The organism is Elusimicrobiaceae bacterium (assembly GCA_028700325.1).
In the GTDB taxonomy this organism is placed as follows: Bacteria; Elusimicrobiota; Elusimicrobia; order Elusimicrobiales; family Elusimicrobiaceae; genus JAQVSV01.
Genome location: JAQVSV010000056.1, coordinates 1 through 13352 on the forward strand (window position 1 = coordinate 1; position 13352 = coordinate 13352).

Annotated in this window: 12 protein-coding genes; all 12 read left to right on the forward strand. The window is 59.2% G+C overall.

The features are described 5' to 3' along the window. The first annotated feature begins 530 nt into the window (after positions 1–530). Entirely contained in the window at positions 531–980 is a 450-nt protein-coding gene (gene mraZ / locus PHW69_07570) for a division/cell wall cluster transcriptional repressor MraZ (protein MDD4005043.1), read from the forward strand. Beyond that, complete coding sequence (gene rsmH / locus PHW69_07575) at positions 977–1906, forward strand: 16S rRNA (cytosine(1402)-N(4))-methyltransferase RsmH (GenBank protein MDD4005044.1); 930 nt, start codon at positions 977–979, stop codon at positions 1904–1906. The genes mraZ and rsmH overlap by 4 nt, the downstream gene beginning before the upstream one ends. A gap of 81 nt (positions 1907–1987) precedes the next feature. Beyond that, entirely contained in the window at positions 1988–2314 is a 327-nt protein-coding gene (locus PHW69_07580; GenBank protein ID MDD4005045.1) for a hypothetical protein, read from the forward strand. Positions 2315–2343: 29 nt separating this feature from the next. Further along, positions 2344–4302 carry a penicillin-binding protein 2 gene (locus tag PHW69_07585; protein MDD4005046.1) on the forward strand — a complete coding sequence of 653 codons (1959 nt, stop codon included), beginning with the start codon at positions 2344–2346 and terminating at the stop codon, positions 4300–4302. Further along, entirely contained in the window at positions 4299–5648 is a 1350-nt protein-coding gene (locus tag PHW69_07590; GenBank protein ID MDD4005047.1) for a UDP-N-acetylmuramoyl-tripeptide--D-alanyl-D-alanine ligase, read from the forward strand. Before PHW69_07585 ends, PHW69_07590 begins: the two co-directional genes overlap by 4 nt. A 36-nt stretch (positions 5649–5684) precedes the next feature. After that, a complete protein-coding gene (mraY, locus tag PHW69_07595; protein ID MDD4005048.1) occupies positions 5685–6770 on the forward strand; it encodes a phospho-N-acetylmuramoyl-pentapeptide-transferase in 1086 nt (361 codons plus the stop codon). A gap of 1 nt (position 6771) precedes the next feature. Further along, complete coding sequence (gene ftsW / locus PHW69_07600) at positions 6772–7989, forward strand: putative lipid II flippase FtsW (GenBank protein ID MDD4005049.1); 1218 nt, start codon at positions 6772–6774, stop codon at positions 7987–7989. Further along, positions 7986–9104, forward strand: a complete 1119-nt coding sequence (locus PHW69_07605; GenBank protein ID MDD4005050.1) for a UDP-N-acetylglucosamine--N-acetylmuramyl-(pentapeptide) pyrophosphoryl-undecaprenol N-acetylglucosamine transferase — start codon at positions 7986–7988, stop codon at positions 9102–9104. Before ftsW ends, PHW69_07605 begins: the two co-directional genes overlap by 4 nt. 57 nt (positions 9105–9161) lie before the next feature. Beyond that, the gene (locus tag PHW69_07610) at positions 9162–9839 is read left to right on the forward strand and encodes a Crp/Fnr family transcriptional regulator (GenBank protein ID MDD4005051.1); all 678 of its coding nucleotides are present in this window, start codon (positions 9162–9164) and stop codon (positions 9837–9839) included. Next, positions 9836–11071, forward strand: coding sequence for a histidine--tRNA ligase (gene hisS / locus PHW69_07615; protein MDD4005052.1), 1236 nt, complete (start codon positions 9836–9838; stop codon positions 11069–11071). Before PHW69_07610 ends, hisS begins: the two co-directional genes overlap by 4 nt. Before the next feature lie 15 nt (positions 11072–11086). Beyond that, positions 11087–12856, forward strand: coding sequence for an aspartate--tRNA ligase (gene aspS / locus PHW69_07620; GenBank protein MDD4005053.1), 1770 nt, complete (start codon positions 11087–11089; stop codon positions 12854–12856). Between the two features lie 267 nt (positions 12857–13123). Next, positions 13124–13352 (forward strand): metalloregulator ArsR/SmtB family transcription factor (locus PHW69_07625; GenBank protein ID MDD4005054.1); only part of this gene is annotated, 229 nt, incomplete at its 3' end.

The window sequence follows — 13352 nt, forward strand, 5'->3', positions numbered from 1 at the left end:
CCGGCGCCAGCGTGCAGGTAAACGGCGCCGCGCAGACCGCGCCGGGCCAGCGATCTGATGGACAAACAGCCGTCCGTTCCGCCAGCCAGGTTCAGCAGCCCGCGCAAAACCAGCAGCCGCAAATCCCGCGGCTAAAAAACGTGCTGACTTTTTTTGATCCCAGCGCGCCGGCCTCCCCGCAGAACCAGCAGCCCCAGAGCGCACGGCCTGACCGGAACTGACACCGGGAAAACCCGCCCCGCAACCCGATTTTGCAGAAGTGCCCCGCCTGAAAAAACCGCCCTGTAAGGCGGTTTTTTGTTTTATGGGAACAATGGCTGAACAGGGCGGGGAAATACCGCAAAATATGTTATTGACAGCCGCATGCGGTTTGTATATACTAATCCTGTGGTAAGGAGTGGATTAAAGTGGGTTTAAGTGTCACGATATAAAAAATCCGCTTTTTTACGACGGAAATCCGCAAAAACAATCCGCGCGGGCGGAAGGAACCGCCGGGAGAAGTATCCAGAGTTCAAAAACGGAGCAAGCCGATGCCGGCCTTTTACGGGATAACACAATACAGGCTGGACCCGAAAAACCGCCTTTTCCTGCCCGCCGCGTTTCGCGCGGCGCTGAAAAAGGAGAAGGGTGGGCATTTCATGCTGACAACCGGACTAAACGGCTGCCTGTATCTTTTCCTGCCGTCGCAGTGGGAAGCGCTGCTGGCGAACAATATGCAGGCGTTTCGCGGAGCCAACCCGGAACAGGAACGGGCCTTCAAACGCTTCTTTTTCGGCAACGCGCAGGAAGCGCAGGTTGATTCAGCCGGACGGATACTGCTGTCCGCCATTCAACGCCAGTACGCCGCGCTTGAGCGGGAGACGGTGATCGTAGGGGTGGGCAACAAAGCGGAAATCTGGTCGGATAAGCGCTGGCACAAATATAATGACGAAGCAATAAAGCCGAACGAAGCGCGCTTTTCGAAAATTTACGATATATGACGCAATGGACACATAAATCCGTTTTGCTGAAAGAAACCGCCGACCTGCTGGTAACCGAGCCGGGCGGCATTTATCTCGACGGCACGCTGGGGCTCGGCGGACACAGCGAATATCTGCTGCGGCACAAACTTTCGGCCGAAGGCCGGATACTGGGGATTGACTGGGACTGCGAAGCGGCGGAACTGGCGAGCGCAAAGCTCGCCGGTTCCGCTTCCCAAATCATCATCGAGCACGGCTCCTACACGCAGGCCCCGGAAATCCTGGAACGCCACGGGATTGCGGGCGTCAGCGGCGCGCTGTTTGATCTGGGCCTGAGTTCGTATCAGCTGGAAAACCCCGCGAAAGGCTTTTCATTCATGCATGACGGGCCGCTCGACATGCGCTACAACACCGGAACCGGCAAAACCGCGGCGGAACTGCTTAACACGGCGGACTATGACGAGCTGGTGCGGATTCTGGAGGAATACGGAGAGGAACGGTTCGCCGCCAGAATAGCCGACAAGATCGTTGACCGGCGCGCCGAAACGCCATTCGCGAGCACCGCCGAACTGCGCAATCTCGTGCGGAACGCCGTGCCCCGGCATGGCCGAATCCATCCGGCCACCAAAACATTCCAGGCGTTGCGGATAGCGGTGAACGCGGAGTTGGAAAACGTAGTGTCGGCGCTGGCCATGCTGGACGGAATTTTGCTGTCGGGCGGGCGCGCGGCCTTCATCACTTTTCACTCGACCGAGGACCGCATCGTAAAATACGGCCTGCGCGGACTGGCCGAAAAACACGGCTGGAAACTGCTTACGAAAAAAGCGGTGAAACCGTCGCGCGCGGAAATTCTGGAAAACCCCCGCAGCAGAAGCGCCAAGCTGCGGGTTATTGAAAAACTCGATTACAGGCAGTCCGCCGCGAAACCTTACGCGGATGAATTTTAGGCTTTGTCCGGCGGGGCGGTATCCTCCTCCCATCACATGACCCCGCCGGGCATTAGATTTTGAACCACGGAGTTTGATACAATGAAAAAGATGAAAGCGGTTTCAGCGGTTCTATTCGCGAGCCTTTTCGTGCTCGCTCTGGTGCAGATGCGGGTGGAAGCGGTTAAAACCGGCTACCAGATCAACCGCATCAACACCCAGCTGTCGGTTAAAACCGCACGCAACCGCCATCTGCAATTCAAGCTGCAGGCCCTTAAATCTCCCGCCAATATCGAGGCGATGGCGCAGGCCCGCCTGAATATGGTGCATCCTTCACCCTGTATGACGGCCAAACTGGAAACGCTGGGCAAGCCGTCCGTGCCGGGTTCCAGGCTTGTGGCGAAAGTGTTTAATACAGATTTGCGGTAAATCCGCCGCACTCACCGTGCGAAAGCCACATGATAAACACCACAAAACAGAGGCTTGCCATAGTAAGCATCCTCACGCTTCTGCCGGCAATCCCGCTTGCGGCGCGACTGTTTTACCTTCAGACTTTCCGGCACAGCGAACTGGCTGGCAAAGCCGCCAGCACGACCAGCACACCCACTATGGAAACGCGGCTGCGCGGCACGATACGCGATCGGTCGGGCGTGGCGCTCGCCGAATCCCTGCCGACATATACCTGCGCCATCTCCAAACGCGACACCAATAGTCCCCGGCAGATGATTCCCCTGCTCGCCCGCGAACTGGAACTGCCGGAAGCGAAAATCAGGGCAAAGTGGAACTCGGCTAAAAACTTTTTTTATGTAAAAACCAAGATCGAGCCGGCGGTCTACGAAAATCTCATGAAACAGCTGCGCGCGCGCAAGCTCTCCGGCGCGATCCTGTCGCGCAGCTTCAACCGGGTCCACCCGTCCGGCGAGCTGGCGAAAGATCTGCTCGGTTCGGTTTCATACGACCATACGGGCGTGTCCGGCATAGAGAAGATGTATGACGAAACCCTGCGCGGCAAAGTGGAAAAACATCTCGCCTATAAAGACCGCTACGGCCAGATCATCTATAATCCCGATCTGAAAACCGAGGAAGACCTGCGCGACGTGACGCTGGCTATTGATTCCAGAATACAGTATTACACCGAAACGGCGCTCGACCGCGCGGTGGCGGCCAGCAAGGCGAAAGCGGGGTTCGCCATCGTGCAGAACCCCTATACCGGCGAAATACTGGCGGCGGCCACCTGTCCGCGGCTGAGCGGGCAGGCCTGGCCTTTTCAGATGACCTACGAACCCGGTTCGACATTCAAGGCAATCACGGTGTCGGCCGCGCTGGAGGAAAACACGATAGCCCCGGCCGACACGTTCGACTGCACCTCAACCGGCAAATGGGAAATTTTTCCCGGCGTCGTTATCGGCGACGACCATAAAACCGGCGTGCTCGACATAACCGGCATTCTGGCCCAGTCCTCGAACATCTGCGCGGCGAAAATCGGGCTTAAACTGGGCAAAAAAAGTTTCTACACCCATATGCGCCAGTTCGGGCTGGGCACGAAAACGACGCTGAACTTTCCCGGCGAATCGAAAGGGATCATCCGGTCATATGAAACGTGGCGCGATATAGACCTGGCCGTAGCGTCATACGGGCACGGCGTTTCCGTCACGCCGATCCAGCTGGTTACGGCTTACAGCGCGAGCGCCAACGGCGGCACGCTGATGGAACCGATTCTCGTCAAACGGGTCACCGGCTCGGGCGGCTCGCTGATTTCCGAAAACAAGCCGCACGTGCTGCGGCAGGTGCTTTCAAAAAAAACTCTGGCGGAGCTGATACCCATGCTGGAGGAAGTGGTGAAAAGCGGCACCGGCTGGCGCGCCAAAATACGCGGCTACAGCATAGCGGGCAAAACCGGCACCTCGAAGAAACTGGTCGGCGGGCGCTATTCGTCGAACAAGCATATCGGCTCATTCGCGGGGTTTTTTCCGGCGCGCAATCCGCGCTTCACCATACTGGTGGGAATAGACGAGCCGAACATCGGCTATTCCGGCGGCGAAACCGCCGCCCCGGCGTTCGCGGAAATCGCCCAGCAGCTGCTCGCCGACAACACCATAGAGCCCGACCTGCCGCAGGAGCTTGACAGCCGGGACTATCAGACCGCCAGCCCGCAGACCAGCCTGCGCAGCAAATATCCGCCGGTCAGGGAGCATCTGTCCGAAGCCGACGAGAAGCACTCGGCCGAAAACAACACGTCCGCTGTGCTCAGACACCTGCCCGTCACCGAACCGATCGAGAAATTTCCGGAGGGTGACGAAGGCATTGAAATAAACGCCCGGGAACCCGTGTCACAAGCCGACAAAGACGTCGGCTCTGAACAATTTTACGACGAGACCGTGCCCAACGGCGCGGCCCGGCTTGAGGATAAACAATGAAATTAGACCTTACCTACAGCGAAGCCGCCCAAGCGTGCGGCGGAACACTGACGCGGGGCGCCGGCACGGACCGTTTTGACGTTATTGTCACCGACAGCCGGCAAGCCAAACCCGGCACGGTGTTTCTTGCGCTTGCGGGCAAAGTGCATGACGCACACAAATTCCTGCCGCAAGCCGTTTCCGCCGGCGCGGACGGCATTATCGTCCGCCGGGGAACGGCGGATTTGCCGGCACGGAGCCCCGCCCACATGATCGAGACGGACGATACGCTCCGCGCGCTTCAGAATCTGGCCGCCTGGCACCGCGGCCGGTTCGATCTTAAAATCGCGGCGGTCACCGGCTCAAACGGCAAAAGCACCACCAAGGAAATGCTGCGCGCCATTTTCACCGCCGCCGGAACAACCTGCGCCAGCAAAGGCAATCTCAACAACCAGTACGGGGTGCCGCTCTCGCTTTTTGAACTGACGCGGGATGACCGCTACGCGGCGTTCGAGCTGGGCGCGTCGCAGGAAGGCGACATTGATGAAATCGCGCGGCTGGTTCGCCCGGACATCGGGATTATTACAAACGTGTCGCCCGCGCATCTCGAATTTTTTCATGACACCGAAACCGTCTACCGCACAAAAACCGAGCTGGCAAACCACATCAACCCCGGCGGCACGCTGGTGTATAATCTTGACAACAGATACCTGCGCCGCCTGAAAACGCAATACGGCAGGCCCGCGCTGTCGTTCGGCACGGATGCGGCGGCCGATTTCCGGCCCGCCGCGCGCACGGGCGGCTTTACCATAGCCGGGCCGGGAATTTCACTGGAAATCAACCGGATCTTGCCGGCCCACAACCTGCTTAACGCCTGCGGCGCGGCGGCCGCGGCGTGGCGGCTGGGCATAGGCCCGGAGCTGATCAAACGGGGGCTGGAAGAGTTCACGCCGATGCCGATGCGGCTGCAGCTGGAGGAAAAAAAAGGCGCGCTGTTCATTCTCGACGCCTATAACGCGAACCCCGCCTCCATGCAGGCAGCGCTCAGCGCACTGTTCGAAGGTGAATACAGACACCCGCTTGTGGCGGTGCTGGGCGACATGAAGGAGCTGGGTGAACAGTCGGCGGTTCTGCACCGCGAACTGGGGCAATGGCTGTCCGCGAAAAAACCGGATATGGTGTTTCTCGCCGGGCCGGAAATCCTGCCCGCGCTTGAACCGCTTGAAAAATCCGGCCTGAAGGTGCAATACGCGCCAGACTACCGCACACTGCTCGACAGCATCCGCCAGAGCCTTTCCGCCGGCGGCACCTGCCTTGTGAAAGCCTCGCGGGCGATGGGTTTTGAAGCCATTTTCCAAGAATTCTAGAAACCGCGCGCCGGCATAAATGGTAATATTTGTCATATGCTCTATTATCTTTATCTGCTGAAAACCGATTTCGGCGCACTTAACGTTTTCCAATACCTGACGTTCCGCATTGGCGGAGCGGTTGTTACGGCGTTTCTGCTTGCACTGCTGCTGGGACCGCGGATCATAAACAAACTGCGGCAATACAAAATCCGCCAGATCCAGCGTTCGGACGGGCCGCAGACCCACCTTGTGAAAAACGGCACGCCCACCATGGGCGGCCTGATCATACTGGGCGCGCTGGCCGTTACGGTTTTGCTGTGGGCCCGGCCGGACTCGCGGTTCGTATGGCTGCTGCTGTGGGTTACGGGACTGCTCGCTTTCGTCGGCATCTATGACGATTACACCAAACTGGTCAAGCGCAATCCCAAAGGCGCGCCTTCATGGGTAAAACTGGTTATACAGCTGGCGGCAGGCCTGTCGGTCGCGGCGTATTTCGCTGTCGAACCGCAAAACCCCGCGTTCGCGACCGCGCTTTCCATTCCTTACACCAAAGGCATTGTGATAGGGCTGGGCTCGCTTTATTTCGCGCTTACCATGCTGCTGGTGGTGGGCTCGTCGAACGCGGTTAACCTGACTGACGGGCTTGACGGACTCGCCGCCGGCAACATGATTTTCTGCGCAGCCGCCTACGCCGTGCTGGCCTATCTGGCCGGCAATATAAAATTCTCCGCGTACCTTAAGATAATACATGTGCCCGGCGCGGGTGAAATAGCGGTTTTCATGGGCGCGCTGATGGGCGCATGCCTGGGCTTTCTGTGGTTCAACTCGCATCCGGCAGAAGTGTTCATGGGCGACACGAGCTCGCTGTTTCTGGGCGGCGTGCTGGGCGTGACGGCGATCTGCGTAAAACAGGAACTGCTGCTGCCCGTCATCGGAGGCATTTTCGTGGCGGAAACGCTTTCCGTGATAATGCAGATGGTATACTTTAAAATCACAAAAGGCAAACGCCTGTTCAGAATGGCGCCGCTGCACCATCACTTCGAATTGAAAGGCTGGGCGGAAACCAAAGTAACGGTCAGGTTCTGGATAGTCGGGATCATGCTGACGCTGACGGCGCTTGCGTCGCTGAAACTCCGCTGATATGCTGGGGAAGAAACGCAAGCGCAGGGGAGGCTGGCGCAATCCGTTTTCAAAATGGATTGCCGGAAAAAGCAAAGCCGCGCCCGCGCGCAAAGCTCCGGCTGATGCCGTGACCATAGATTTCCCGCTTTTCATCGCGGTGCTGGCGCTGGTCATCATGGGGCTGATCATCATGTATTCGTCCAGCGCGTTCTGGGGGGAATATTACCACCGCGATTCGCTGTATTTTTTCAAACGGCAGTCGGTTTTCGCGGCTTTCGGCTTCGCGACAATGCTGGCCATCGCAAAATACTACCGCAAATTCGCCGACCGGATAAATCCGACCGGCCTGCTGGTATGCACCTGGATTCTGCTGGTCGGTGTGCTGTTTTGCAGGCCGGTGGCCAATGTGCATCGCTGGATCCCGGTCGGGCCGGTGCGGCTGCAGCCGTCGGAGCTTGCTAAAATAAGCCTGATTTTCTTTCTGGCGCGGTATCTGGACGCAAACAAAAGCCGCCTGGCCAAATCCTACAAAGCGCTGGCCTATCCGGTGCTGATGACGCTGATTACGCTGGGCCTGATAGCCGTGGAGCCGGATCTGGGCACGCCGGCACTGCTGTTTCTGGTTTCGGCGGCGCTGCTGTTCGTGGGCGGAATGAGCATGAAAATCCTGCTCGCGGGGCTGGCGGCGGCGGTGCCGGTGGCGGCGTACCAGTTGATTAAATACGAGTACCGGATAAAACGGCTGCTGGTGTTTCTGTCGCCGGAACAGAATATCAGTTCCTCAGGTTACCAGCTGCACCAGAGCTTTCTGGCGATCGGGGCGGGCGGCTGGCTCGGCGCGGGACTGGGCGCGTCGAAGATGAAACTGCTGTATCTGCCGGAACCGCACACCGATTTCATTTTCGCCATCATGGCCGAGGAGCTGGGCCTGCTGCGCGTGCTGTGCGTGGTGGGACTTTTCTGCTTTGTCATCTACCGGGGCCTGAAAATCGCGCGGACGGCGAGCTCGCTTTCCGGCTCGATGACGGCGCTGGGGATCACGCTGATGCTGGCATTGCAGTCGTTTTACAACATGTCCATGTCAACGGGGCTGGTGCCCACGAAAGGAATACCGCTGCCGTTTTTCTCGTACGGCGGCTCATCCATATTATCAACGCTGGTCATGATGGGAATACTGCTGGGCATCTCCGCGCGTTCCGCGGAAAAGAAACCGGCCGGCGAACGAGGTTCGAAATGACAGAAAAACATAAACGCCTGCTGATCGCCTGCTCCGGCACCGGCGGCCATTTTTATCCCGGCTATTCGCTCGCGCGGGTGATGAGCGCGAAAGGGTGGGATCCGCTGTTTCTGGTAAAAACCGGCGATCCGGCGCGTGACGTGCTCGACAAAGCCGGCCTGCCCTGGACCGAGCTTGCCCTGACAGGCCTGCCGCGCGGCCTGCATCCGTTCGCGCTGGCCGGGTTCGCCGGGCAGCTCAGGGCGTCCGTAAAACGGATGGACATCATTCTGCAGGATTTCCGGCCCGATGTCGTGATCGGGTTCGGCGGCTATATCTCCTTCCCGGCGATTTACTGCGCGCGCAAACACGGCATCCGCTCTATCATCCACGAGGCAAATTCCGTGATGGGCATGGCCAACCGCTGGAGCGCGAAATACGCTTCGCTGGTGGCGTGGGGCCTGATTGACCCGAAAAAGCCGCTTCCGAAAGACACCGCCGCGCCCGGCACTCCGGTGCGCGGAGAATTCGCCGTGCGGCTCTCGCGCCTGGAAGCGCGCCAGAAACTGGGGCTGAACCCGAACCGGCTGACCGTAACGGTTTTCGGCGGCAGCCAGGGCGCGCGCAGAATCAACGACGCGATTGTCAACAGCGCGCTGCGCATAACCGCCGCGCGCAGCGACGTGCAGTTCCTGCACATCACCGGCCGGCGCGATTATGTGGAAATAAAAACGCTGTACGGCCCGTCGCCGAAAAACATTTTTGTGCTGGAATACTGCGACCGGATGAACCTGGCGCTACGGGCGGCTGACCTTGCCATCACAAGAGCCGGCGCCAGCACGCTTTCGGAACTGATCGCGGTGCAGAAACCCGCGATCCTCATCCCGTTTCCGGCCGCCACCAACGCGCATCAGGATGCCAACGCCCGCATCTTTGAAAAAACCGGCTGCGCGGTAGTGGTTAAAGAAGACGCGTCTTTCGCGAAACAGCTGTATATCGAGATGGTGCGCCTGCTCGACGTGCCCGGCACGCTTGACGTGATGCGCCACTCCTATGCGGAAGCGGGGTTTCCCAATCCGCTGGAAGCGGCGAACAAACTGGCCTACGCCATAGAGGAACTGGCCGCCGATGTCTGACGCGCGCTTGCGCGCGCGCAATATGTTAAAATAGCCAAAAGATGATCAGGGAGGCGTATGACGGTTCAATACCTCAAAAAAGTCGGGTTTTTCAGGCATCTCAAGCCGGCCGAACTCAATCGAATAAGCTCAATCACCTCGCAGGTGCGGGTAAAAACGGGCGAACTGATTTTTTCAAAAGAAGACATCGGCAGAAGTTTTTTTGTGGTAACCGCCGGGAAAGTGAAAATTTTCACCGGCTCGCCGCAGAACCGGAATAAAACGCTGGCTTACATGGTGGAGGGCGATTTTTTCGGCGAGATGGCCCTGCTGGGCGGCAAAACCCGCTCCGCCTCGGCCGAAGCGGTGACCGACAGCGAACTTATCATCATTGACCGCCAGCGTTTCTTCCAACTGATTGAAACCGACACCAGTTTCACGCTGTGCCTGCTGCGCACGCTTTCGGAACGGCTGAGAAAAGCGAATCAGGACATAGAGTCGCTGCTGTTTCACAACATGCTGGGCCGGCTGTCGTTTACGATACTGCGGCTGACACGGGAACGCGGCATAAAAAAAGAAAACAACCAGATCAACCTGTCGCTGCACGAACTGGCCGATCTGCTGGGCACCACGCGAGAGCCGCTGTCGCGCTCGCTTTCCGTTATGAAAAAAGCCGGCATTCTGGATTATAAAGAGAAGAAAATCATCATTCTCGACCGCAAACGCCTGGAAAGCATGGCGCCTTTATATCCATGACCGAGTCCATACGGGGCTTCCGGGACATTTTCCCGCCGGAATCGTCGCATTTCGCGCGCCTTGAAGCGATAGCGCGCGGAGTGTTCGCCTGCCACGCCTTCGGCGAACTGCGCATTCCCACCGTGGAACGGCATGAGCTGTTCGTGAAATCAACGGGCGAAACAACCGACGTGGTCGAAAAGGAAATGTACGCGTTTGAAGACGCGGGCGGCCGCAGGCTGGCGCTCCGGCCGGAAGGCACTCCCGGCGTGGCGCGCGCCTGCATACAGCACAACCTGTTCGCGGTCAACCCGCGGCAGAAACTGTTTTACATAGGCAGCATGTACCGGGCCGAACGGCCCCAGAAAGGCCGCTACCGCGAGTTCGAGCAGATCGGCGCGGAGTATATCGGCAACGCCTCTCCTTCGGCCGACGCGGAAACCATCATCATGCTGGAACAGATTCTGCGCAAGGCCGGACTGGACAAATTCAGCGTGGAACTCAACAGCCTCGGTTGCGCGCAATGCCGGCCGGCCTATCGGGCCGCATTGCTGGCATACCTGCACGCTCATGAAACGGATCTGTGCGACAACTGCCGGGCCCGCATTGACAAAAACCCGCTGCGCGCGCTAGACTGCAAGCTCGACGGGCCAAAGCTCTCCGAAACCGCGCCGAAACAGGAGCTTTGCGCTGCCTGCTCCGAGCATTTTGACGGAGTGCTGGCCTACCTGCGCGACGCCGGCATCGAATGCGCGGTCAACCGGGGCATGGTGCGGGGGCTGGATTATTACACCCGGACGGTCTTTGAATTCAAGACTGCCGCGCTCGGCAGCCAGGACGCGATAGCCGGAGGCGGCCGGTATGACAACCTGCTCCAATCCATGGGCGGGCCGGATGTGCCGGCGGTCGGCTGGGCGATGGGAGTGGACCGGGCTGTTTCAATAATTTCCGAGCTGGTCAGGCTGGAACCCGGGCTGGCGGTTTATGTCATCAGCATGGGCGGCCCGGCGGACCGGCCGGCCTTCAAATTGCTGACCGGGCTGCGCGCGGCGGGCCTGTCCGCTGACGGCGGGGATTTTTCCAGAAGTTTCAAGTCGCAGCTGCGCGCGGCCGGCAAATCCGGCGCGAAATTCGCCGCCATCATCGGCGAGAACGAAGTGGCCCGGGGCGTATGCACACTGAAAAATCTTGAAACTGGCGAACAGCGGCAGGTCCGGCAGGATGAAATTGCCGGTATTTTACAAACCGCCTAGGAACGGACACCTTTTATGAAACGTACTCATTATTGCGGACATCTGCGGACTGAACACACCGGCAGCGAAGTTGTGCTGTGCGGGTGGGTGCATTCGGCCCGGAATCACGGCGGAGTGCTGTTTATTGACCTGCGCGACCGGACCGGCATGGCCCAGGCCGTTGTGGAGCCGGAAAACAAGGCTCTGTTTGAAACCGCTTCCCAGCTGCGCGGCGAATTCGTGGCGGAAATAACCGGCACCGTGCGTCCGCGCCCCGGCGGCTATCAAAACGGGCAGATGACTACCGGAGCGATAGAAGTGGCGGCTTCGGCGATCGTCATTTTAAACGAAAGCAAAACCCCGCCTTTCGAACTGGGCGGGCACGCCGGCGTCAACGAGGAAACCCGGCTTAAATACCGCTATGTTGACCTGCGGCGCCAGAAAATGGCGCATAATATCATCGCGCGGCATCAAATCGCGCAGATCATACGCGGGTACATGAACAGGAACGATTTTCTGGAAGTGGAAACTCCCATCATGACCCGTTCCACGCCCGAAGGCGCGCGTGACTATCTGGTGCCGTCGCGGCTGAAAGCGGGCGATTTTTACGCGCTGCCCCAGTCGCCGCAAATGTTCAAACAGATTCTGATGGTTTCCGGGATTGACCGCTACTACCAGCTCGCGCGCGCGTTTCGCGACGAGGATCTGCGGGCCGACCGCCAGCCGGAATTCACCCAGCTCGACCTCGAAATGTCCTTCGCAAAGGAGGAGGACGTGTTCTCGCTTGCGGAGGGCCTGCTCAAAGAGCTGTTCTGCAAAATGGGCCAGCCGCTAGACATTCCGTTTCCGCGCATGACGTTCAGGCAGGTAATGGAACGCTACGGGTCAGACAAGCCGGACCTGCGGTTCGGCCTTGAAATTGAAAACTGCACGGAAATTTTCAGGGAAACAGGCTTTAAGGTGTTTGCCGACATCGTGGCTGCGGACGGCGCGATCCGCGCCATCCGCGCGCCGGGCGGAGCCGTGTTTACGCGCGGCGATATGGACCGCCTGACCGAAACGGCTAAAAAAGCCGGCGCGAAAGGGCTGGTGTGGCTACGGGTGAAGGGCGGGCAGTTTGAGTCGCCGTCCGCCAAATTCTTCACACCGGAGGAACTGCGCGCGCTTGAAACGAAACTTTCCGCGGCTGACGGCGACGCGCTTTTCATCGCGTCGGACCTCAATCCCCTCAAAGCCGCCACCGTACTGGGCGAACTGCGCAAGGAACTGATCGCGAAACTCCAGTTGAAACCGCGCGCGCCGTGGTTTGCGCTGTGGGTGACGAATTTTCCGCTGCTTGAATGGGTGCCCGAAGAAAACCGCTATGAAGCCACCCATAACCCGTTCACCGCTCCGCTTGACGCGGAACTGCCCATGCTCGACACCGAACCTCTTAAAATGGGGTCGCACCAGTACGATCTGGTGCTTAACGGGGTGGAGCTGGCGTCAGGCTCGGTACGCAACCACCGCTCGGCGATCCAGCGCAAACTGCTGGGCATGATGGGCCACTCGCCCGAAAGCATCAGCGAGCGGTTCGGCATGCTGGTCAATTCGCTGGACTACGGCGCGCCGCCCCATGCGGGGCTGGGGCTCGGGTTCGACCGGCTGGTCGCGCTGTTATGCGGCGAAACCTCCATCCGCGAAGTTATGGCGTTTCCCAAGACAACCACGGCGGCCTGCCTTTTAAGCGGCGCGCCGGGCCGCGTAAGCCAGACCCAGCTCGACGAACTGCACCTTAAAGTCGTGGAACCTCGGACAGACTCCTAGAGCCGGCAGCGCATCCGGCTGCCGCCCCGGCGACTGCGCTCAAATGCCGTTTTCAGGCGGGCCCGTTCTCACGGGCCCGCTTTTTTGCCGCCGCCGGCGCGCGGCCGGGCCCGCTTTGGCGTTATGCCCGGCGCACCCGCCGCTTCCGGCGCGTCTTGACAGCCCGCGCAGTATATTATAATATTTGAATATTCGAATGTTTGAATATATAAAGTCCGGCAGGCCGCCTTGCGCCATGGGCGGTTTGACCCGCCGGCAGGGGATACCATGACACCAGTCCATTTGGCCCGCACCGCGGCTATATTCAAGGCGCTTGCGCACCCGGCGCGCCTTAACATCGCGCTTGGCCTGGCGGCCAGGACAGAATGCAACGTTTCCACCATGGCGCGCAAACTGGCGCTGGCGCAACCCGCGGTTTCGCAGCACCTGGCGGTTCTTAAAAACGCCGGAGTCATAGAAAGCGCGCGCAAAGGCACCACCATCTGCTACCGCATTT

What these genes read in the sequence shown, in the direction of transcription:
- mraZ (MDD4005043.1), top strand. Translation starts at nt 531, where the DNA reads ATGCCGGCCTTTTACGGGATAACACAATACAGGCTGGACCCGAAAAAC.
- rsmH (MDD4005044.1), top strand. Translation starts at nt 977, where the DNA reads ATGACGCAATGGACACATAAATCCGTTTTGCTGAAAGAAACCGCCGAC.
- PHW69_07580 (MDD4005045.1), top strand. Translation starts at nt 1,988, where the DNA reads ATGAAAAAGATGAAAGCGGTTTCAGCGGTTCTATTCGCGAGCCTTTTC.
- PHW69_07585 (MDD4005046.1), top strand. Translation starts at nt 2,344, where the DNA reads ATGATAAACACCACAAAACAGAGGCTTGCCATAGTAAGCATCCTCACG.
- PHW69_07590 (MDD4005047.1), top strand. Translation starts at nt 4,299, where the DNA reads ATGAAATTAGACCTTACCTACAGCGAAGCCGCCCAAGCGTGCGGCGGA.
- mraY (MDD4005048.1), top strand. Translation starts at nt 5,685, where the DNA reads ATGCTCTATTATCTTTATCTGCTGAAAACCGATTTCGGCGCACTTAAC.
- ftsW (MDD4005049.1), top strand. Translation starts at nt 6,772, where the DNA reads ATGCTGGGGAAGAAACGCAAGCGCAGGGGAGGCTGGCGCAATCCGTTT.
- PHW69_07605 (MDD4005050.1), top strand. Translation starts at nt 7,986, where the DNA reads ATGACAGAAAAACATAAACGCCTGCTGATCGCCTGCTCCGGCACCGGC.
- PHW69_07610 (MDD4005051.1), top strand. Translation starts at nt 9,162, where the DNA reads ATGACGGTTCAATACCTCAAAAAAGTCGGGTTTTTCAGGCATCTCAAG.
- hisS (MDD4005052.1), top strand. Translation starts at nt 9,836, where the DNA reads ATGACCGAGTCCATACGGGGCTTCCGGGACATTTTCCCGCCGGAATCG.
- aspS (MDD4005053.1), top strand. Translation starts at nt 11,087, where the DNA reads ATGAAACGTACTCATTATTGCGGACATCTGCGGACTGAACACACCGGC.